The organism is Ruegeria sp. AK11, from assembly GCF_056541095.1.
The window spans coordinates 117,155-137,163 of sequence record NZ_JBQFXU010000009.1; the positions used below are offsets into that span (position 1 = coordinate 117,155).

Annotated in this window: 20 protein-coding genes; 18 read left to right on the plus strand and 2 right to left on the minus strand. The window is 55.9% G+C overall.

Going from position 1 to position 20,009, the window contains the following annotated elements:
- Positions 1-79 precede the first annotated feature (79 nt).
- The 3 genes from ACR0D9_RS17000 to ACR0D9_RS17010 all read left to right on the plus strand — a co-directional run bounded on the left by ACR0D9_RS17000 (position 80) and on the right by ACR0D9_RS17010 (position 2,050).
- Complete coding sequence (locus ACR0D9_RS17000; protein WP_480539575.1) at positions 80-607, plus strand: superoxide dismutase family protein; 528 nt, start codon at positions 80-82, stop codon at positions 605-607.
- A gap of 112 nt (positions 608-719) precedes the next feature.
- Complete coding sequence (locus ACR0D9_RS17005; RefSeq protein ID WP_209505579.1) at positions 720-1,424, plus strand: CoA transferase subunit A; 705 nt, start codon at positions 720-722, stop codon at positions 1,422-1,424.
- Positions 1,424-2,050, plus strand: a complete 627-nt coding sequence (locus ACR0D9_RS17010; RefSeq protein ID WP_267363038.1) for a CoA transferase subunit B — start codon at positions 1,424-1,426, stop codon at positions 2,048-2,050. Before ACR0D9_RS17005 ends, ACR0D9_RS17010 begins: the two co-directional genes overlap by 1 nt.
- 38 nt (positions 2,051-2,088) lie before the next feature.
- On the opposite strand, the gene ACR0D9_RS17015 is transcribed toward ACR0D9_RS17010, so the two are convergent.
- Positions 2,089-2,955, minus strand: a complete 867-nt coding sequence (locus ACR0D9_RS17015) for a lytic transglycosylase domain-containing protein (RefSeq protein ID WP_480539577.1) — start codon at positions 2,953-2,955, stop codon at positions 2,089-2,091.
- Positions 2,956-3,308: 353 nt separating this feature from the next.
- Between ACR0D9_RS17015 and ACR0D9_RS17020 the strand changes: the two genes are divergently transcribed.
- The 15 genes from ACR0D9_RS17020 (at position 3,309) to pdeM (ending at position 18,955) form a co-directional block, all read left to right on the plus strand.
- Positions 3,309-3,545, plus strand: a complete 237-nt coding sequence (locus tag ACR0D9_RS17020; protein WP_480484372.1) for a Flp family type IVb pilin — start codon at positions 3,309-3,311, stop codon at positions 3,543-3,545.
- A gap of 301 nt (positions 3,546-3,846) precedes the next feature.
- Positions 3,847-4,074: a hypothetical protein gene (locus tag ACR0D9_RS17025; RefSeq protein WP_480484371.1), complete on the plus strand. Its 228-nt coding sequence runs from the start codon at positions 3,847-3,849 to the stop codon at positions 4,072-4,074.
- A gap of 292 nt (positions 4,075-4,366) precedes the next feature.
- The gene (gene cpaB / locus ACR0D9_RS17030; protein WP_480488502.1) at positions 4,367-5,245 is read left to right on the plus strand and encodes a Flp pilus assembly protein CpaB; all 879 of its coding nucleotides are present in this window, start codon (positions 4,367-4,369) and stop codon (positions 5,243-5,245) included.
- A 193-nt stretch (positions 5,246-5,438) separates the two neighbouring features.
- Positions 5,439-6,812, plus strand: a complete 1,374-nt coding sequence (locus ACR0D9_RS17035; protein WP_480484369.1) for a type II and III secretion system protein family protein — start codon at positions 5,439-5,441, stop codon at positions 6,810-6,812.
- 17 nt (positions 6,813-6,829) lie between these two features.
- The gene (locus ACR0D9_RS17040) at positions 6,830-7,453 is read left to right on the plus strand and encodes an OmpA family protein (RefSeq protein WP_480484368.1); all 624 of its coding nucleotides are present in this window, start codon (positions 6,830-6,832) and stop codon (positions 7,451-7,453) included.
- Positions 7,454-7,674: 221 nt separating this feature from the next.
- Positions 7,675-8,910: a CpaE/TadZ family protein gene (locus tag ACR0D9_RS17045; RefSeq protein ID WP_480488504.1), complete on the plus strand. Its 1,236-nt coding sequence runs from the start codon at positions 7,675-7,677 to the stop codon at positions 8,908-8,910.
- A gap of 23 nt (positions 8,911-8,933) precedes the next feature.
- On the plus strand, positions 8,934-10,379 hold the full coding sequence (locus ACR0D9_RS17050; protein WP_480488506.1) for a TadA family conjugal transfer-associated ATPase: 1,446 nt from the start codon (positions 8,934-8,936) through the stop codon (positions 10,377-10,379).
- An 11-nt stretch (positions 10,380-10,390) separates the two neighbouring features.
- Positions 10,391-11,359 carry a type II secretion system F family protein gene (locus ACR0D9_RS17055; RefSeq protein ID WP_267363023.1) on the plus strand — a complete coding sequence of 323 codons (969 nt, stop codon included), beginning with the start codon at positions 10,391-10,393 and terminating at the stop codon, positions 11,357-11,359.
- A 10-nt stretch (positions 11,360-11,369) separates the two neighbouring features.
- Entirely contained in the window at positions 11,370-12,350 is a 981-nt protein-coding gene (locus ACR0D9_RS17060; RefSeq protein WP_480488508.1) for a type II secretion system F family protein, read from the plus strand.
- A gap of 9 nt (positions 12,351-12,359) precedes the next feature.
- A complete protein-coding gene (locus ACR0D9_RS17065; protein WP_480484364.1) occupies positions 12,360-12,944 on the plus strand; it encodes a tetratricopeptide repeat protein in 585 nt (194 codons plus the stop codon).
- 30 nt (positions 12,945-12,974) lie between these two features.
- Positions 12,975-13,826 carry a tetratricopeptide repeat protein gene (locus tag ACR0D9_RS17070; RefSeq protein ID WP_480539579.1) on the plus strand — a complete coding sequence of 284 codons (852 nt, stop codon included), beginning with the start codon at positions 12,975-12,977 and terminating at the stop codon, positions 13,824-13,826.
- Between the two features lie 3 nt (positions 13,827-13,829).
- A complete protein-coding gene (locus tag ACR0D9_RS17075; protein WP_480539581.1) occupies positions 13,830-14,375 on the plus strand; it encodes a prepilin peptidase in 546 nt (181 codons plus the stop codon).
- Positions 14,376-14,492: 117 nt separating this feature from the next.
- Positions 14,493-15,800, plus strand: coding sequence for an ATPase (locus ACR0D9_RS17080; protein WP_209505546.1), 1,308 nt, complete (start codon positions 14,493-14,495; stop codon positions 15,798-15,800).
- A 40-nt stretch (positions 15,801-15,840) separates the two neighbouring features.
- The gene (locus ACR0D9_RS17085) at positions 15,841-18,252 is read left to right on the plus strand and encodes a ligase-associated DNA damage response DEXH box helicase (RefSeq protein WP_480484362.1); all 2,412 of its coding nucleotides are present in this window, start codon (positions 15,841-15,843) and stop codon (positions 18,250-18,252) included.
- A gap of 40 nt (positions 18,253-18,292) precedes the next feature.
- Positions 18,293-18,955 (plus strand): ligase-associated DNA damage response endonuclease PdeM, encoded by a 663-nt coding sequence (pdeM, locus tag ACR0D9_RS17090; protein WP_480484361.1) that lies wholly within the window; start codon positions 18,293-18,295, stop codon positions 18,953-18,955.
- A gap of 2 nt (positions 18,956-18,957) precedes the next feature.
- On the opposite strand, the gene ACR0D9_RS17095 is transcribed toward pdeM, so the two are convergent.
- Positions 18,958-19,551 (minus strand): LytTR family DNA-binding domain-containing protein, encoded by a 594-nt coding sequence (locus tag ACR0D9_RS17095; RefSeq protein ID WP_480484360.1) that lies wholly within the window; start codon positions 19,549-19,551, stop codon positions 18,958-18,960.
- Between the last annotated feature and the right edge of the window lie 458 nt (positions 19,552-20,009).

Here is a 20,009-nt window from a genome sequence, read left to right on the forward strand (position 1 = left end):
TTCTGAATAAAGGAACCGGCCCGCGTGTTTATGGACTGACGCGATACAGGATTGCGTTGTTCAGTAAAGGAGTTGAGACATGTTCAGAACCGCCATTCTTGTTGCGGCGATAAGCGTTGCGGCTGCCACGCAGGGCCATGCCGCGCATCACGTCAAGTCCGCCACAGCCGAAATCATCAACGCGCAAGGCGACGTCATTGGTCAGGCGAAGGCGACGCAAGGGCCCAATGGTGTTCTGCTGCACGTGCGCGTCACAGACCTGCCGCCGGGAAAACATGGGTTGCACCTGCACAGCCATGGTGTCTGCGAGGCCGGCGAAGGGTTCAAGACGGCCCAAGGCCATGTTGGCAAAGTTGAAGGCGCACATGGGCTGCTGAACCCTGAAGGCCCCGAGCCCGGCGATCTGCCCAATCTATATGTGGGACAGGATGGCGTGGGCGAGATGGAGGCCTTTACAAACCTTGTTTCGCTTGAAGGTGATGGAGATGTATTGCTGGATGGGGACGGATCAACTTTCATCATCCACGAAGCTGGCGACGATCACATGAGCCAGCCCATTGGCGGTGCAGGTGGGCGCATCGCCTGCGGGATCCTGATCGCCGACTGACACTATTGTCAGCTGAACTACCGTAGAAATACCTGAACCTTCTGGTTTCATTGACTTCCCCATGACGTGGCGGCAAAACCTGCCCATCACCATGTCATTGGGGGAGTTTTCCATGAAGAAAGTCTATGCCAATGCCGCCGAGGCACTCGATGGGGTGCTGACGGATGGCATGCTGATTGCCGCGGGCGGGTTTGGCCTGTGCGGCATTCCCGAACTGTTGCTTGCTGCCATCCGGGATTCGGGCGTCAAGGACCTGAGCTTTGCGTCGAATAACGCCGGTGTGGACGATTTCGGTATCGGCATCCTGTTGCAGACCAAGCAGGTCAAAAAGATGATCAGCTCGTATGTCGGCGAAAACGCCGAATTCATGCGTCAGTATCTGAGCGGCGAGTTGGAACTGGAATTCAACCCGCAAGGAACACTGGCCGAACGGATGCGCGCCGGTGGTGCCGGTATTCCCGGGTTCTACACCAAGACAGGCGTCGGCACCGTGATTGCGGAAGGCAAGGAGCACAAGGATTTCAACGGCGAGACCTATATCCTTGAGGAAGGCATTTTTGCCGATCTGGCCATCGTCAAGGCCTGGAAAGCTGACGACACCGGCAATCTGGTATTCCGCAAGACCGCCCGCAACTTTAATGTGCCCGCTGCAACCTGCGGCAAGATCTGCGTGGCCGAAGTGGAAGAGATTGTTCCGCGCGGCTCACTGGACCCGGACAAGATCCACCTGCCCGGTATCTATGTGCATCGCATCATTCAGGGCGATCATGAAAAGCGCATCGAACAGCGCACCACCCGCAAGAAGGAGGACGCATAATGCCCTGGGACCGCAATCAGATGGCCGCACGCGCGGCAGAGGAACTGGAAGACGGCATGTATGTGAACCTCGGCATCGGGATTCCGACGCTGGTGGCGAACTATGTCGGCGACAAGGACATCACACTGCAATCGGAAAACGGCATGCTGGGTATGGGTCCTTTCCCGTATGAAGGTGAAGAAGACCCGGACCTGATCAACGCGGGCAAACAGACGATCACCGAACTGTCCCGCACTGCCTATTTCGACAGCGCCACGTCCTTTGCGATGATCCGGGGCGGCAAGATCGCTGCTGCGATTCTGGGCGCCATGGAAGTGGATGAGAAGGGCGACCTGGCAAACTGGATGATCCCCGGCAAGCTGGTGAAAGGCATGGGCGGCGCCATGGACCTGGTTGCAGGCGTTGGGCGCGTGATCGTGGTTATGGACCACACCAACAAGCACGGTGAAAGCAAGGTCCTGAAGGAATGCACTCTGCCACTGACAGGCAAGGGTGTCGTGGATCGCATCATCACCAATCTGGGCGTTCTGGACGTGGTCGAGGGCGGATTGAGAATCGTCGAACTGGCAGATGGTGTCAGTGAAGACGAAATGCGCGCTGCGACCGAAGCGACAATCGTCGGCTGAACAAAAGAAAAGGCCCGCCGGATCTAGGCGGGCCTTTTTCAATTTGAGGTCTGGAACACGCACCCATCTGAAATCAGATCCGGCGGTGTCGCGCACAAAGCCCGCGCGATCTGGAAAGCGGCCAGAACCTTGGGGACATAATCCCGGGTTTCGGCATAAGGCGGCACGCCGCTGTGTTTACGTACAGCCCCCTCACCCGCGTTGTAACCGGCCAGAACCAGAATCGGATCATTCCCGAACTCTTCCATCAGCCAGTTGAGGTATTTCACGCCCCCGGCGATGTTCTGCGAGGGTTGTAGACTGTCCTTAACACCGAAGCGGGCAGCTGTGGCGGGCATCAACTGCATAAGCCCCTGCGCGCCGGCCGAACTGACGGCATCTGCGCGACCGGCCGATTCAACCGAAATGACAGCCAGCACCAGCGCTGGCGACACATTGGTTCCCACGGTTGACCGCAAAATCTCGATCCCGCGTTCTTTTGCTATGTTTTGCAGAGCTTGCAGCCGGGGCGATCTTACATTCGTCGCCGCCAGCGCGTTTATCGCAGCATCAAGCCGCCCGGCCCCGCTTTCATCAATGTGTGGTGAAATGCGGTCCCAGAATGCATTGTACGACCCTTTCGGGTCAGGCGCGGCACCGATTCCCGGCACTGTGGGCTGAACCACTTTGGTTCTTGCTATGATTTCTGGAACCACCAGCTCCACCCCTGTGCTGGGGGCTGAGGGCTTGGCCGCGTGTTCCTCGGGTGTGATCTGAATGGTCACGCGAGGACGCTCACCCGGCTTGGGGGCCTTGATCCGCTTGTAAACTCCGCGCGGCTCAACCTCGGTCGCTGACCCGGGTGCGACACCAGATAGTAGAAACGCCAGTACACCGGCGCATTGAAGTGCGTTCCGGAGAGTCATGTGCCTGCCTCATGTATTCTTTTTACGCGATTTGAACCGCGAATCTTCGCCCAAGGCCAGAAAAACAAAGCGAATTGGGGCAATTTCGCCTCATTTGGCGTATATTTGCACCGCTGCGGAGCACTTCGCACCAATCGAAGAATTTTTTTTCCTTTTATTTGCATGGGTTTACGCATTTAGTGACTAAAAAGTTAAGCCGCACGAAAAAAAATCTGTGTTTGGCCCAATTCCTGCCACGCACAACAGGCAAACATTAATCCATACCGAGACGGACATGAGCGGACTGAGAGAGAAAGCTCTGAAGAACGCCGAGGTTTGTTAAACTCTTTTTGATCCTTTAGGAGGGACGTAACATGATCAAGTTCATCAAGAACTTCCGCAAAGACGAAGACGGCGCAGTAACAGTTGACTGGGTTGTTCTGACCGCAGCAGTCATCGGCCTGGCAGCCGTTGCATACCAGCAGATCTCGGCTGGCGCGACCGGCCTGGCAACAGACGTGAACCAGGCCCTGAACGGCGCATCGCTGAGCACCGGCAGCAACACCGCAACCGGCGGTATCACAACTGCAGGCAGCAACAGCGGCAGCTAAGCTTCTGCTTGAGCAAGATTTTAAAGCCGCGCCATTCAGGCGCGGCTTTTTTCGTTCAGAGGTCTTTCAATATCTCTAAGAATAGAGTTTGACGGTCCTACCCCGCACGCCACGCCGCGAGCGCCACCGAATTGATCACGCCCAATTTGCAGGTCTTTGCGCACAAAAGAGCCCGTGAAAAAGTTTGGAATCTTGGATATTTCCAGCGAAATCAACTTTTGGCCTGATTTCCGCCATCCGAACGAACCACTGTTAGGCGACGTTACAGGAAACACTGAATTGTCGTATTGGAGATAAGTAGATGCTAAAGTTCCTTAATCGGTTCAAATCGGACGAAGCAGGAGCGGTGACCGTTGACTGGGTGGTTTTGACCGCAGTGCTCATCGGTCTGTCAAGCGCGACCTACCTTGTCATCAGATCAAGTGTTGATGGTATCGGCGGTAACATCAACCAAGCCATGAGTTCCTCTGTTGTCAGTACCGGCTCGAACACCGCTCCCGGTGGCCTTGTAACAGCGGGAACCAACTGACCCACAGCGAGTTTTCACATTCACCAGCTTTCCTGAGCTTGTTGGTGAACGTGTCGGGCAAATAATCGCGGCGACCTTTTTGGGCGCGGCGTTTGTTTCGTTGTTCTTCGTCTGGCCTGCCGCAGGGAGATGACAGCAGTCGTTTTGCGGAATTGTGCGAAAGCTGACGCAGAATCTAACAAGCAGACATTTTTGTCCCACATTTCGACACAATTTACATTTAACACTTGGGCTGTTTCAAAGTGGCCCTTTGGCCGCTTAGTATCCGACTAAATAAGAAAGAGGTGCATGTATGCGAGCGGTATTCGGACTTGTCCTGATTGTCGGCGTTGCTCTGGCTGGGGGCGCCGTTTACATGGCGCGCAACTATATTGCGGCTTATCAAAGCGAACTGGCACGGCAGAAACAAGCGGCAGAAGAAGCGCTGGCCAATGCCAAAGTCGATGTCATCCCGACGGTAACTGTTTACGTTTCAAATCGTCCTCTGAAATACGGTGAACGCCTGACGCAAGAAGACATTCGCGCTGTAGACTGGCCGGAAAACGCGATTCCCGAAGGTACGTTCTCTGATCTCACTGCCTTGTTTCCCGAAAGTGGCGCCAATGAGCGTTATATTCTGAGGACCATGGAAAAAGACGAGGCGATTATGGAGGTCAAGATCACACGGCCAGGCGAATCGGCCGGGCTGACCTCTCGTCTTGAAAAAGGTATGCGCGCCTTTGCGATCAGCGTGGACGTGGCCTCTGGTGTTTCAGGCTTCCTGCGCCCCGGCGACAATGTCGACATCTACTGGACCGGGTCAAGCGGGACGGTAGAAGGGAATTCTGGCGGCATCACCAAACTGATCGAAACCAACGTTCAGCTGATCGCCGTCGACCAGACCGCTGGTTCGGACGTCGCAAGCGCAACGATTGCACGCACAGTCACGGTCGCAGCCACGCCGGAACAGGTCGCAGCACTCGCGCAGGCCCAGAACACCGGGCGGCTGTCGCTGGCCCTTGTTGGGGTGCAGGATGACTCTGTTGCGTCGGCAATCGAGGTGGATCAGCGCAAACTGCTTGGAATAACGGCAGCCGCTCCGGAACCGAAGGAAGAGGTTGAACAGGTCTGCACGACGCGCATCAGACGCGGTGGAGAGATTGTCAACGTGCCTATACCCTGTACAAATTGACGCCAATTCAGAGTGTTACAAGATCGGAGCCGCATCTCAGATGCGGCTCTTTTCTTGTTGTTGTTGCCAATTCTCCACATAAGGAAAATTCCAGAAACCATTGATTATTGCAATAAATTCGGATTTCGCGCAGTCTCTTAGCACATAGGGCATAAGACCCAAAAAACGAGGCGTGATCGGAGAGGCAGGTCACATGACAATACGTTCCTGGATCAGCGCAACCCTGCTGGGGTTGTCGCTTGTTATGAGCCCGGTCGGCGATGCCGCCTGGGCTGAAACCCTTCGCGTGGTGAAAAAGGGCACAGTGGAAACGCTGGAAGTTCCGATGAATCGCGCGATTGTTGTGGAAAGCGAACAACCGTTTGCAGAGCTCAGCATTGCCAACGCAGGCATTGCGGATATCTCTTCGCTTTCGGATCGCACAATCTATGTTTTGGGCAAGGCCCCTGGCCTGACCACGCTAACACTGTTTGATGGCGCAGGAAATCTGCTTGCCAACGTACGTGTCCGGGTCTCGCCCGATGTAACCGAATTTAAAGAGCGTCTGCGTCAGATCCTGCCAAGTGAGCAGATTGAAGTGCGCACCGCCAATGATGGCATCGTACTGTCCGGCACGGTTTCAAGCGCCGCCAAACTGGCCCGCGCACTTGAATTGGCTGAACGCTACGCGCCCGAACGTGTATCGAACCTGATGTCTGTAGGTGGCGTGCAGCAAGTGATGCTGAAAGTACGCTTTGCCGAGATGAATCGCTCAGTCGCAAAAGAGCTTTCTTCAACACTTTCAGTTGCGGGCACTGATTTTCTCGGTGGCTTCAATCCGCAGAACCTTGTTCCCCCTATCACCGTGGAAAATGGTACGTTGTTGTTTGGCTTCGGGGTCGGATCAGCTCAGGTCAACTTGCTGCTGCAAGCCCTCGAGTCGAAGGGCCTTGTTCGCAACCTTGCCGAACCAAACCTTTCGGCCCTGTCCGGACAGGAAGCAACGTTCCTGGCTGGCGGTGAGGTTCCGATTCCAGTGCCGCAAGACGACGGTGTCGTGGCAATCGAGTACAAAGCCTTCGGTGTGAATATGAACTTCATCCCGCGGGTTGTGGACGGCGACCTGATCAATCTGGAAATGGGCACCTCGGTTTCGAGCATCGACACCAGCACGAACTTCACGATCAATGGAGACACCGTTCCCAGCTTTATCGTGCGGGAAGCCAAGACCACTGTAGAGTTGCGCGACGGGGAAAGCTTTGCCATCGCAGGGCTGCTTCAGGACAACTTTGTTGACCAGGTCAACCAAGTGCCGTGGCTGGGAGATGTGCCGGTTCTGGGGGCCTTGTTCCGCAGCGCTGACTATCAGCGCGAACAAAGTGAACTTGTCGTCATCATAACGGCGCATCTGGTGACGCCGACGCGTGGCGAGGCGCTAGCCCTTCCCACCGATCGTGTCAAACCACCCAGCGAATTTGACCTGTTCGCGAATGGTCGGGTTGCTCGTACACAGCGTCCCGGAGCCGGCGGAGCATCCGAAGTTGCCAAACAGAATTTTGGCAGCTCGTACGGCTACGTCCTAGATTGATCAGGAGGATAGGACCAATGCAGAAGTGGATCATCACACTGGGTCTTACGGTCGCCGTTGCCGCATGTACGCGCGAGGTCGGATATGAGATCGATGCCGGAACCTTTGGAAACGCGACATTGAACAATATCCAGGTTCAAAACGGCGAGTTGACCTACGCTCAGATTCTTGGGCGCAGATTTGCCGCGGATGTGCCCAGCCAAGTGAACTTTGCCTTCAACAGTTCGCAACTGGACGCATCAGCGCAAAGCATACTGTTGCAGCAGGCTGACTGGATCAAACAGTTCCCCGAAGCCAGGTTCCGGGTTTACGGACACACAGATGCCGTAGGATCAACCAGTTACAACAAGAGCCTTGGTCTACGCCGCGCGCAGGCAGTAGTCGCATTCCTTGAACGGCAAGGAATCTCTCGTTCACGTCTTGAAGCCGTTGTATCCTTTGGAAAAACGCAGCCGTTGATCGCGACACCGAATCGGGATCGCCGCAACCGCCGGACGGTAACGGAAGTTTCTGGCTTTGTTGATCGTCACCCGCAGCTGCTGGACGGCAAATACGCCAACATCATCTATCGCGAATACGTTGAAAGTGCGACGTGGAAGAGCGTGATCGAAGATGTATCAACAACAGATACGGCCAACTAGTGCCGCTGGCATTGGTGGATAATACAAGCAGAATGGGCGACATCGTCGCCCATTTCCCTACAATTGGTTCTTTTGCGCCCAATTCTTGCCCAACTTCAAAGTAACATTGTGAAAAATAGGGTGACCTGCGGCCAAATTTGACCGTATTGGGGCGACAGCACATCAATCTGGCGGAATTCGTTCATATGACATGCTGAGCCCTCACGACGAGGATAGTGTTTATGACCAGCGCAACGCCGCAAGACGAAAATTCTGCAATCCTGGCCTGCACCATAAGCCGGGATGTCCAGAATTTCGACCTTCTGATTGAAGACATGGAAACCATTCTGGGCGAGCGCTGGGGCGACCTGGGCTTTGCCGAAGCGCTGGCCTTTTTCAGCCAGCCAGAAGCCGAAGCACTTGAATTCGTTGCATTAGCAATCGACGGGGAAGATGAAGACAACCTGTCATTGATGGGTGAAATCATCACGCGGGCCAAGGAAAAGAAGATCAAGGTCGTCTTGATCGCCGAGGACGTCACACCTGCTTCGCTCCACCAATTGCTGCGCAAGGGTGCGGACGAGTTTGTCCCCTACCCGCTTCCGGAAGGTGAATTGCAGGAAGCGGTAGAACGCATGAAGCAGCCCGATCCGGTTGCCATGGCGCAAGCCGCAGCTGTTCCATTGGCAAATGGCGAATCAAAGGAAGGCGCGTTGTTCGTCGTTCAGGGACTTGCTGGTGGCGTGGGATCCACGACTTTGGCGGTAAACCTGGCCTGGGAACTGGCCTGTGCATCGGACAAGGATGCCCCGTCTGTCTGTCTGATCGATCTGGATCTGCAATACGGCACGGTTTCGACCTATCTGGACCTGGCACGCCGCGAGACGGTGTTCGAAATGCTGTCGGATACGGATTCGATGGACAGCGAGGTTTTCTCACAAGCTCTTCAAACTTATGAAGAAAAACTGCAGGTTCTGACTGCACCATCCGACATGGTGCCATTGGACCTGATTACCCCCGAAGACATCCAGCGCGTGATTGACGTGGCGCGCACGCATTTCGACTATGTGGTTGTGGATATGCCTAAAACGCTGGTCTTGTGGTCGGAAACGGTCTTGCAGGCGGCGCATGTATATTTTGCAATGATCGAGCTTGATATGCGCTCGGCTCAGAACGCCCTGCGCCTCAAGCGCGCGTTGCAGGCCGAAGAACTGCCCTTCAACAAGCTGCGCTTTGCGCTGAACCGGGCCCCAAAATTCACCGACCTGAATGGAAAAAGCCGCGTGAAACGCATGGGGGAAAGCCTTGGCATCTCAATTGACCTGCTGCTGCCTGATGGGGGCAAACCTGTCATGCAAAGTGGCGACCATGGTTTGCCGCTGGCCAATTCAGCCGCCAAGAACCCGCTTCGCCGGGAAATCGCGAAGCTGGCCAAATCACTTCACAGCCTTGGCAGCAGCAGCGCTGAAGCTGCGTAACATCATCCCAAGGGGGGATCGCCGTGTTTTCAAGATATAAAAAACAGCCAGCAGCGCAGCCCGTCAAAGCGGCAGCGCAGCCGGTCGAAACGACGGCACCTGCCGCACAAGCTGCCCCCAGCCCCGCTGCAACGGCCGTCGTACGCAAACCTCAGAAAAAAACGGCTGAGGTTGCCGGAGCAGATCGTGATCGAAAACGCAAAGAGCGGCTGAGTGAGATCAAAATCGAACTTCACCGCGAGTTGCTGGAGAACCTGAACCTGGCAGCTTTGGAAACTGCCGCCGAAGCGGAGCTACGAGCCGAAATCAGCGCAATCGCCAGCGAAGTTCTGGAAACCAGGAACATCGTTCTGAATCGCGACGACCGATCGCAGCTGAACAAAGAACTTTATGACGAAGTAACAGGCCTTGGCCCGCTTGAGACGCTTCTGCAGGACGATACGGTCAACGATATTCTGGTCAACGGACCGCATCAGATTTTCGTGGAACGAGCCGGTAAGCTGGAAATCAGCGACATCACCTTCAAGGATGAAAAGCACCTGATGCGGATCATCGACAAGATCGTGTCCGCAGTAGGCCGTCGTGTCGATGAATCCAACCCCTATGTTGACGCCCGACTGGCCGATGGATCGCGATTCAACGCCATGGTGCCCCCTATCGCGGTTGATGGGTCTCTGGTTTCGATTCGTAAATTCAAAAAAGACAAGCTGGGTATCGATGATCTGGTCAATTTTGGTGCGTTCACCGAGGAAATGGCTGCCTATTTGCAAGCTGCTGTGTCGACCCGACTGAACGTTATCGTGTCGGGCGGTACCGGTTCCGGTAAAACGACTACGCTCAACGCTCTGTCCAGCTTTATCGACGATGCCGAACGCATCCTGACCATCGAGGATACAGCGGAACTTCAGCTGCAACAGACGCATGTGGGCCGGATGGAAAGCCGACCGCCCAACGTGGAAGGCAAAGGTGAGGTCAGTCCGCGCGACTGTCTGAAGAACGCCTTGCGGATGCGACCTGACCGCATCATCGTCGGCGAGACACGCGGCGCCGAGGTGATCGATATGTTGCAGGCCATGAACACTGGCCACGACGGTTCGATGACCACGATCCACGCGAACTCGGCCCGGGATGGGATTTCACGCCTGGAAAACATGATCGCGATGGCCGGCATCGAAATGCCCATTAAGGCCGTCCGCAGCCAGATCGCAAGCGCTGTGAACCTGATCGTTCAGGCCAGCCGATTGCAGGACGGTTCGCGCCGGATGACCTCGATCACCGAAATTACCGGTATGGAAGGTGACGTGATTTCAATGCAGGAAATCTTTCGTTTTCAACGTGTTGGCCTGACACCTGACAACAAGATCATCGGTCACTTTACGGCAACTGGGGTGCGCAGCCACTATTCGGAACGCTTCCGTCTGTGGGGGTTTGATCTGCCCGCATCCATCTACGACCCAACCACAATGTAGGAGAACCGGGTATGCAATTGCCTATGGAGGCGATCATCTATGTCGCCATCTTTGTGGGGGTTCTTGCCCTGGTCGAGGGCATCTATCTGGTTGCGTTCGGCAAATCCATCAGCCTGAACAGCCGGGTCAACCGGCGTCTGGACATGCTGGAAAAGGGTGCCGGGCGCGAACAGGTTCTGGAGCAGCTGCGCAAGGAAATGCAGCAGCACATGAAATCACAGAGCATTCCTCTGTATTCGCTGCTTGCTGACAAGGCTCAAAAAGCCGCGATTGCGTTTTCACCCCGTCAGCTGATCATGATCATGGCTCTGGTCTCGGCCATGGCATTTGTCGGTCTGAGCATTGGTACCGCGACGGATACGGCGCTGCGCATCGCGATTTCAATCGCCATCGGTATTGGCGGTGTTTACGCGTGGGTAAACCACAAGGCCAAGAAACGTATGGGCATGATCGAAGAGCAACTGCCTGACGCGGTTGAGCTGATGGTGCGTTCGCTTCGTGTGGGTAATCCTTTCGTTTCGACAATTCAGGTTGTTTCCAACGAAGTTCAGGATCCGCTGGGAACCGAGTTTGGTATTATCGCGGATGAATGCGCCTATGGACGCGATGTGGGCGAGGCGCTCAAAGATATGGCCGAACGTCTGGACATGCAGGATCTTCGGTTCCTCGCGGTTGCTGTGGGTATTCAGCAGCAGTCCGGTGGTAACCTGGCTGAAATTCTGGCTGGATTGGCACAGGTGATCCGCGCGCGGTTCCGCCTGTTCCGGCGCGTCAAGGCGATCACGGCCGAAGCCCAATGGTCAGGTAAGTTCCTGTCTGGCTTCCCAATTGCGTGTCTGATTTTCATCCTGGTCAAGGATCCGGGGTATTATGACGAAGTGTTGGATCACCCCTGGTTCATCCCTGCGTGTTTCGTTGTCGGCATTTTGCTGACACTGAACCTGATCGTCATGAAGATCATCACCAACATCAAGGTCTGAGGGCAGCACAATGGAATTTCTGACCAACATCAATGACCTGCTGACCCAACACCTGGGTGAGTTCGGCCCCCTGATCGTAGTGGGTGTACTTGGCCTGATCATGGTTCTTGTCGCTGTCTCACTGATCATGAGCCAGCCGGAAGATCCTCTGAAAAAGCTTCAGCGGTCGAATGCAGCCCCACGGGCAACGAAAAAAAGCAAGAAAGAGCAACTGCGTAACTCCAGCCGCAATGAGCAGCTTGAGAAATTCGCGACTTTCCTGGAGCCGAAAAACGAAGAAGAGTATTCGGCGGTTGAGCTGAAGCTGCGTCAGGCGGGATACCGGTCAAAAGATGCGGTCCGGTTCTTTCACTTTGCGCAGTTTTCGCTTGGTATCATTGGTATCGTTGTCGGTGTTCTGCTGATTACGGTCCTGTCAAACGGTCAGGAATTCACCGGCCAGCAGATGATGATCCGGGTATTCGTGCCAGCCGCAATCGGTTATTTCGCGCCGAAATACTGGATCACGCGCCGGGTCGAAGCACGCAAAGAGGCGATTACCGCAGGTTTTCCGGATACGCTTGACCTGATGCTGGTCTGCGTTGAGGCCGGGCAGTCACTGGACCAGGCCATCGTGCGCGTGTCCGGTGAAATGAAATCCTCCTACCCTGATATTGCTCAGGAATTCGAAACCGTCGCACACGAGATGAAAGCCGGTAAGGACAAAGACACTGTTTTGCGCGATTTCGGAGTGCGCTGCGGCGTACAGGACGTGAACTCATTCGTCACTGTGATGATCCAGTCGGCGACTTTCGGTACATCCATTGCCGAGGCATTGCGGGTTTACGCCGCTGAAATGCGCGACAAACGCGTGATGCGGGCCGAAGAGGCTGCGAACAAGTTGCCTACCAAGATGACTCTTGTCACAATGATGCTGACAGTTCCGCCACTGCTGATCATTCTGGTCGGCCCGTCGGCGAACGTCATTTCGACTTTCGGACGTGCAGGATGATAAAACCCTATGAAAGCTGAATTTTGGTGCTTCCCATCCGGGTTTCGCCGAATACTTAAGGCCACCGTGGTTTGCGCCATGGTGGCTTCTTGCACAGAAGGCCTGTCACCTAACGGCCTGGATGCGCCGGGAGTTGATCTCAGGGGACAAGCAGAAGACAATATCGAGGTTGGAAACCGGCTGATGGCTGCCGGTGAATACGAACTGGCGCTTGAGACCTTTACCCGTGCCGCGTTGGATCAGGGCATGACGACACAGGTCCTGACTTCTCTGGGTACCGCCAATCTTGGGTTGCGGCGTTTAGGGCAGGCCGAAGAACTGCTGCGCCGCGCCGTGGAAGACGATCCGGATTGGCCTGTTGCATGGAATAATCTGGGCGTTCTGCTGATGGAGAAACAGGAATACCCCGAAGCGGCGCAGGTCTTTCAACGGGCTTACGCGCTGGACAATGGCGAAAGTGACGCAATCCGCGACAATCTGCGCTTAGCACTCGCAAAAATGGAAAATCCTGTTAATAATATCCCGCAAGAACAACAAGAATTTACACTGGAGCAGCTTGGCGACGGGCAATTCGCGCTACGCAAAATCCAGTAATCGAGGCAAGAGCAGTAAAGGACGCAAAAAATGCGCCAGCAATTCTTGATTCCGGCAGTTATTGTCAGCGGTCTGATCATTTCGGCCTGTGCAAAGGAAACCGAAGAGGAAAAGGTGGAACGAACGTTTCAGGAAGTGAACGTCATTGACGAAACCAACCTGAACGATGTGTTGTTGAGTGCCGCCGACCCGAATGAGGCGGTGACTTATTTTCACGGTGCCACACTCAAGAACCCTGATCGCATCGACCTTCAGCGCGGATTGGCAATATCCTTGGGACGCGCAAAACGCACTACCGAAGCGGCAGCAGCGTGGAAGCGCGTGACGACAATGAAGGGTACGAACGCTGCGGACAAGGTCGAGTATGCCGATGCGCTGGTGCGAAATGGCGACTGGTCTCAGGCCAAAACCGTTCTGGATTCGGTTCCCCCAACGTTCGAAACCTTCAAACGCTACCGTCTTGAGGCGGTGGTCGCGGATTCCCGGAAAGAGTGGAAGCGGGCTGATCATTTCTATGAAACGGCCGTTGGGTTGACCACCCGCCCGGGCAGCGTGATGAACAATTGGGGGTATTCGAAACTAACCCGCGGCCAGTATGCCGAGGCCGAACGCCTGTTTACCGACGCAGTCCGTCAGGACAGCTCTTTGTTCACTGCCAAGAACAATCTGGTGCTGGCCCGGTCAGCGCAGGGCAATTATAGCCTTCCCGTGGTGCCGATGACCCAGGTTGAACGGGCGCTACTGCTGAATACGATGGGTATTTCCGCCGTCAAACAAGGCGACGTGGAAACCGCGAAAAACCTGTTCCGCGAGGCTATTGCCACTCATCCGCAGCATTTCGATGAAGCGGTTCGCTCGCTTCGTGCGCTTGAAGAGGCCTGACACATGCAAATCCCCGCTACGGCGGCGGCATGGTTCCTGCCCTTCGTACTGCCGATCTGCTTTTACGTGGCCTTCACGGATATGCGTGAGATGCGGATCAAGAACCATGCAGTTGTTGCCCTGGCGCTGATTTATGTCGTGGTCGGGCTGATTGCCATCCCGCCCTGGTCCACCGGTGCGGTCAGCGGTCATCTGTTGCTGATCAATGTGTCGATGCCAATCTACTTCTGGCACCTTCTGCATATCCCTGTTGTGTTGATTTTCGGCATTCTTCTGAACGCGTCAGGAGCAATGGGCGCGGGTGACGCGAAGTTTCTTGCCGCGTCCGCGCCATTTGTCTGGCTTGGCGATCTAAAGCTCGTGCTTCTTATTCTGACCGCCTGTATTCTGGCTGCCGTGGTCACGCACCGTTTGGCGAAAATCACAAGGTTGCGCACCATTGCGCCACATTGGGAAAGCTGGGATCGGGGCAAACAGTTCCCCATGGGTTTCGCACTGGGTGGCTCGTTGGCCATGTATCTGATTCTGGGTACTGTTCTCGGTTCGTAAACTATCATCAGCGCGCCTTGCCGCTGCCTTTGTCCCGCCACAAAGCTGGGTCACTTTTCCTTCAAGTCGCCCTTATTCGGGCAGTTGGCGTTACAATTTGACGAACGAGCACCGCGCATGAATATGCAGACTTCCTCTGTTATGGCCCCCCCTGCCCCGAAGGGGTTAGGCGAAATGAAGCTTCCGCTGGTGATGATGCGGGATATTTTGCTGAAGACCATATTTCGCAAGAATGCGAGCACAGTGTCAGAAGTTTCTGCGGCCATATGTCTGCCCGGTGCTGTCACGCAGGAACTGATCGATATCGCGCGCGAACAAAAATTGCTTGAGGCTACGGGGACGCTGAACGCCAACAGTGGCAACGAGATGGGATATCAGCTGACTGATGCCGGCAAGGCCCGCGCACTGGATGCCCTCAGCCAGTCCGAGTATTTCGGTGCGATGCCCGTGCCGCTGGATGTCTATCGCGAGCAGGTCAAGCGCCAGTCGATCCGCAACATTCAGGTCACGCGCGACCAGTTGACCAATGCCATGGGCCATCTGGTTCTACCCGACAGCTTGCTGGATCATCTGGGCCCGGCGGTCAGTGCAGGCCGGTCGATCCTGATGTATGGCCCGCCGGGCAACGGTAAATCGTCCATCTCGAACGGCATTCGCGATGCGTTGGGGGACAATGTCTATGTACCCTATGCCATCGAATATGCGGGGCAGGTGATCACAGTCTACGACCCGATCGTGCATACCGCGATCGAGCAGGAGGCCGACGACCCGAACAGCCTGCGCCGACGCAAGCGGTTCGACTCACGCTATGTACAGTGCGAACGCCCGACCGTGGTCACCGGCGGTGAACTGTCGCTTAGTATGCTGGACCTGGTCTACAACCCCACGGCAAGAACCTATCAGGCGCCGCTGCAGCTGAAATCCACCGGCGGCATCTTTATCGTGGACGACCTTGGCCGTCAGGCCGAACCGCCGCAGGCGCTGGTCAACCGCTGGATTGTTCCACTGGAAGAAAACAAGGATATCCTGGGCCTGCAATCGGGTGAGAAATTCGAAGTTCCGTTTGATACGCTGGTCATTTTCTCGACCAACTTCCACCCGAACGAGATCTTTGACCAAGCGGCCCTGCGCCGGATCTTCTTCAAGATCAAGATCGACGGCCCGAATCAGGAAAACTTCCTGAAGATTTTCGCCATGGTTGCGCGCAAACGCGGGATGCCGCTGGATGAGGCGGCGCTGGTGCATCTGCTGAAGGTCAAGTACCCGACCATCAACAATATCTACGCCAACTATCAACCGATCTTCCTGATCGACCAGATGATCTCGATCTGCGAGTTCGAAGGCATCCCCTATCAGATGAGCCCGGAACTGATCGACCGGGCCTGGGCCAACATGTTCGTCAAAGACGAGAAAATCGTCAAATAACGCCGTGCCATTACCACTCCGGGGCGGGTAGTCTGCGTTCATGACGCAGATTCCCGCACGGATTGCCACTTGGTTTTCCACCAAAGGCTGGTCCATCCACCCGCATCAGCAAGAGATGTTCGACCGCGCATGCAGCCCGGCGACACTGTTGATTGCGCCCACCGGTGGCGGCAAGACCATGGCCGGATTTCTGCCGTCGCTGGCTGAACTTGCGGATGCTGATCACAATGGATTGCACACAATCTATGTCTCGCCGCTCAAGGCGCTGGCAGCGGATATCAAACGTAACCTGCGCACCCCGGTGGATGAGATCGGTCTGCCTATTCGGATCGAGGATCGCACCGGTGATACCTCAGCCACGCAAAAGAAACGCCAAAGGGTCGATCCGCCCCACATCCTGCTGACCACACCGGAAAGTCTGGCGCTGCTGACCTCGTACGAGGATGCGCCGCGTATGTTTGAAGGGGTGCAGCGGATCATCGTTGATGAAATCCACGCACTGGCTGAAAGCAAGCGAGGGGATCAGCTGATGCTGGCGCTGGCACGTCTGCAACGCCTCAATCCCGATCTGCGCCGCGTCGGGTTATCGGCGACAGTGGAAGATCCTGTTGCGATTGCCCGCTTTCTGGCCCGCCGTCCTGATCCCTGCCAGATTGTACAGGCCGACCCCGGCCCGGACCCGGATATCCGAATGCTGGAAACGCCACAGATGCCACCCTGGTCTGGTGGTGGCGCGGCTTATGCCATCCCAGCTGTGCTGGAGCAGATCAAGCACCACAAGACCACGTTGATCTTTCACAATACGCGCGCCCAGGCCGAGATATTCTTTCACAATCTTTGGCTGGCCAATGATGACGGTCTGCCCATCGGTATCCATCACGGCAGTCTGGACCGACAACAGCGCGAGCGGGTCGAGGCGGCGATGGTTCGGGGGGACTTACGCGCCATCGTCTGCACCGGTTCGCTGGATCTGGGCATCGATTGGGGGGATGTCGATCTGGTGATCCAGATCGGCGCGCCAAAGAATGTCAAAAGGCTGGTGCAAAGGATCGGACGGGCCAACCACCGCTATAACGCACCTTCCAAGGCGCTTTTGGTGCCTGCCAATCGCTTCGAAGTGGTCGAATGCGTCGCCGCGCTAGAGGCCGCCAAAGCCCATGAATTAGATGGGGAACCCCGCGGTCGCGGCCCGCGCGATGTTTTGTGCCAGCATATCCTGATTGCCGCCTGCGCCGGGCCGTTTAACGCAGATGATCTATATGCCGAGATGACATCCGCCGGGCCTTACGCTCAGCTGAAGCGGGCAGAGTTTGACGCCTGCCTGAATTTCTGCGCCACCGGCGGCTATGCTCTGCAAGCCTATGATCGCTGGCAAAGGTTGCAGCAGCGTACCGACGGGCAATGGCAGTTGCGCGACCCACGCGCCGCGTCGCGCATTCGTATGAATCTAGGCACTATTCAGGACACGGATACGCTCAAAGTTCGTCTGAAACGTAACCGGGGCGGCAAACCTCTGGGTGAGGTTGAAGAAGCATTCGCTGCCTCGCTGACGCCCGGCGACACCTTCCTGATCGGCGGGCAAATCGTGCGGTATGAGGGACTGCGCGAGATGGTGGTCGAAGTCACGCGGCGTGCTGACCGAAAGCCAAAGATTGCGACCTTTTCGGGCACGAAATTCGCAACCTCAACGCAACTCAGCGACCGCATCCTGAACATGTTCGCCCAACAGGGCTGGCCACAGCTTCCCCCTCATACGTCTGAATGGCTGGATTTGCAGCGCCAGATGTCCCGCCTGCCCCAGCGTGATCGGCTGCTGATCGAGAGCTTTCCCAGCGACGGGCGTGAACATCTGTGCGTCTACGGATTCGCTGGGCGCAACGCGCAACAAACACTGGGCCTGCTGCTGACCAAACGGATGGAGGAAACCGGTTTGGCCCCGCTGGGGTTTGTCGCCACGGACTATGCCACGTTGATCTGGGGTCTGGACGCGGTTACCGATCCCCGCCCATTGCTTCAACCCGATGCCCTGCGCGACGGGCTCGACACCTGGCTGGCAGGCAACGCCGTTATGAAGCGCACGTTTCGTGCATCGGCCACCATTGCCGGTCTGATCGAACGCAACATGGCAGGGCAGCGCAAAAGCGGGCGGCAGGCTACGTTTTCGTCGGACATCCTGTATGACACCTTACTTAAATACGATCCCGATCACCTATTGATGCAGATCACCCGCGAAGAAGCCATGCGCGGGCTTGTCGATTTCGGTCGGATCGAAACAATGCTGGCCCGAATTGGCGACAGAATTGATCTGGTGCGGCTCGAGCGTGTCTCGCCCCTGTCAGCGCCTCTGTTTCTGGAGGTTGGCAAAGTGCCGGTGAAAGGCAGTGCCGAAGAAAGGCTTCTGGCGGAGGAAAGCGCACGGCTGCTGCAAGCGGCGGGGTTGGAACAGCTTTGATCTGCTTGCGCCGGGCTCTGAAACAGGTCAAGAACGTATCATGAACGAACTTGAGTTTCCGTTTGCAGGTCAGCGCCTGTGTGCTTTGCCGTCCGGTGCGCTTTGGTGGCCAGACGAGAACCTGCTGTGCGTGTCGGACCTGCATCTGGGCAAATCCGAGCGCGTGGCGCGGCGTGGTGGGCCTTCGCTTCCGCCTTATGACAGCCGCGAAACGCTGGACCGCCTGAAGGACGACCTGGGGCATACGAACGCCAAAACCATTGTATGTCTGGGCGACAGCTTCGATGATCTTGAGGCTGCCCGGGCGCTGCCAAAATCAGAAATGCTAAGGATCGCGACCTTACAGTCCGGACGTCAGTGGATCTGGATTGAGGGGAACCACGATCCCGGTCCTATTGAGATGGGTGGAACCCATCTGTTCGAATGGCACCGTGGCCCGCTTGTTTTCCGTCATATCGCGCAGGATCCCACGCGAGGAGAAGTTTCCGGCCATTACCATCCAAAAGTCCGGATCAGGGTCAAGGGACGTCATATTTCACGCCCCGCCTTTCTGCTGAACGATCATCGCCTGATACTTCCGGCATATGGCACCTTTACCGGGGGGCTGCGCAGTTCGGATCATGTGCTGTCGGCACTCATGGGATCGCAGGCGATGGCGATCCTCACAGGTCCGCATCCGCATATGATGCCAATGCCACAATAGGTTCAGATCAGGCCGTCCTGTTCCAGCAACGGCTTGTATTTCCGGCTGACCGGAACCAGATCGCCATTGACCAGTTTCAGAAAGGTTTTGCTGCCTTCTCTTTCGACACTTGCAATGGATGCGTCGGTGACCCAATGCGAACGGTGCGAACAATGACCCGGGACAGGCTCCATCTCGGCGATTGCATCTGTGAAACGCGACCGAAGCGTGAAGGTGCCTTCTGAGGTGACAACATCTACGTTGTGATCCCGAACAGTCAGGCGATAGATCTGCCCGTTGAACCTGGGCGGCAAGCGTTTGACAAGGCGTGGTTTTTCAGAATCGGATTCAGTATTGGCCGAGGCATTCAGGTCGTTACGCTGAACAAGCATCAAGCCTGTCGCGAACAAAGCGCCGTACACGACAACCCGTTCGGTATCTGGCACCATATTTCCACCAAGGATGTAAAGTGCCCAGGCTAGCATCCACAAAGAAGGCGTGAACAACGCCACGGTCAAGACAACATATGTCAGGTCCCGTGCCAGAAGGTTCAGAAGTGCAAAATTCTTCTGCATCAGCTTTCGGACCAGCCCGGTCACCGTCAGAGCAAGGAGCATTACCCCGGCCCAGAATACAAGCCGCAATCCAAATGACAGGTCAGAATCAAGAAAGGGTGGAAACGCATATGCAAGTAAAGGAAGAAAGACCAAACCCGCTGCCACACGCTGCGGTGAAAATGCCTTCTGGATTATACTTATTTTAGACGTCATACCGCTTTTGTGCATGAATTAGCATAGCTCAACCCGAATGCCTCAGACACAATAGTGTCTTCACCTGTAACCAACTGGGAATACAGGGATATCATGAATTGTTCGGCTGTCAAACCCATTCAGGCTGCTTTGCCCATGCTCTCATGGGGCGGTCTGGGGGCGGTTTGGCTGGAACCTTGCCTGCCAAAAAAAGGGGACCGGTCCGACGGATCCCCTCCGGCCCCCGTGTTTATCAGGCGGTCAGGCCTTCTGGTTCTGGGAGTTTGTTTGCGCGGCAGCAGGCGGTGAGGGTGTTGGCCAGCAGG

Excerpts from the sequence above, each read along its gene's own strand:
- ACR0D9_RS17040 (WP_480484368.1), top strand. The coding sequence starts at position 6,830 with ATGCAGAAGTGGATCATCACACTGGGTCTTACGGTCGCCGTTGCCGCA.
- ACR0D9_RS17000 (WP_480539575.1), top strand. The coding sequence starts at position 80 with ATGTTCAGAACCGCCATTCTTGTTGCGGCGATAAGCGTTGCGGCTGCC.
- ACR0D9_RS17065 (WP_480484364.1), top strand. The coding sequence starts at position 12,360 with ATGAAAGCTGAATTTTGGTGCTTCCCATCCGGGTTTCGCCGAATACTT.
- ACR0D9_RS17035 (WP_480484369.1), top strand. The coding sequence starts at position 5,439 with ATGACAATACGTTCCTGGATCAGCGCAACCCTGCTGGGGTTGTCGCTT.
- cpaB (WP_480488502.1), top strand. The coding sequence starts at position 4,367 with ATGCGAGCGGTATTCGGACTTGTCCTGATTGTCGGCGTTGCTCTGGCT.
- pdeM (WP_480484361.1), top strand. The coding sequence starts at position 18,293 with ATGAACGAACTTGAGTTTCCGTTTGCAGGTCAGCGCCTGTGTGCTTTG.
- ACR0D9_RS17010 (WP_267363038.1), top strand. The coding sequence starts at position 1,424 with ATGCCCTGGGACCGCAATCAGATGGCCGCACGCGCGGCAGAGGAACTG.
- ACR0D9_RS17025 (WP_480484371.1), top strand. The coding sequence starts at position 3,847 with ATGCTAAAGTTCCTTAATCGGTTCAAATCGGACGAAGCAGGAGCGGTG.
- ACR0D9_RS17045 (WP_480488504.1), top strand. The coding sequence starts at position 7,675 with ATGACCAGCGCAACGCCGCAAGACGAAAATTCTGCAATCCTGGCCTGC.
- ACR0D9_RS17070 (WP_480539579.1), top strand. The coding sequence starts at position 12,975 with ATGCGCCAGCAATTCTTGATTCCGGCAGTTATTGTCAGCGGTCTGATC.
- ACR0D9_RS17020 (WP_480484372.1), top strand. The coding sequence starts at position 3,309 with ATGATCAAGTTCATCAAGAACTTCCGCAAAGACGAAGACGGCGCAGTA.
- ACR0D9_RS17085 (WP_480484362.1), top strand. The coding sequence starts at position 15,841 with ATGACGCAGATTCCCGCACGGATTGCCACTTGGTTTTCCACCAAAGGC.
- ACR0D9_RS17095 (WP_480484360.1), bottom strand. The coding sequence starts at position 19,551 with ATGCTCCTTGCTCTGACGGTGACCGGGCTGGTCCGAAAGCTGATGCAG.
- ACR0D9_RS17060 (WP_480488508.1), top strand. The coding sequence starts at position 11,370 with ATGGAATTTCTGACCAACATCAATGACCTGCTGACCCAACACCTGGGT.
- ACR0D9_RS17080 (WP_209505546.1), top strand. The coding sequence starts at position 14,493 with ATGAATATGCAGACTTCCTCTGTTATGGCCCCCCCTGCCCCGAAGGGG.
- ACR0D9_RS17075 (WP_480539581.1), top strand. The coding sequence starts at position 13,830 with ATGCAAATCCCCGCTACGGCGGCGGCATGGTTCCTGCCCTTCGTACTG.
- ACR0D9_RS17005 (WP_209505579.1), top strand. The coding sequence starts at position 720 with ATGAAGAAAGTCTATGCCAATGCCGCCGAGGCACTCGATGGGGTGCTG.
- ACR0D9_RS17055 (WP_267363023.1), top strand. The coding sequence starts at position 10,391 with ATGCAATTGCCTATGGAGGCGATCATCTATGTCGCCATCTTTGTGGGG.
- ACR0D9_RS17015 (WP_480539577.1), bottom strand. The coding sequence starts at position 2,955 with ATGACTCTCCGGAACGCACTTCAATGCGCCGGTGTACTGGCGTTTCTA.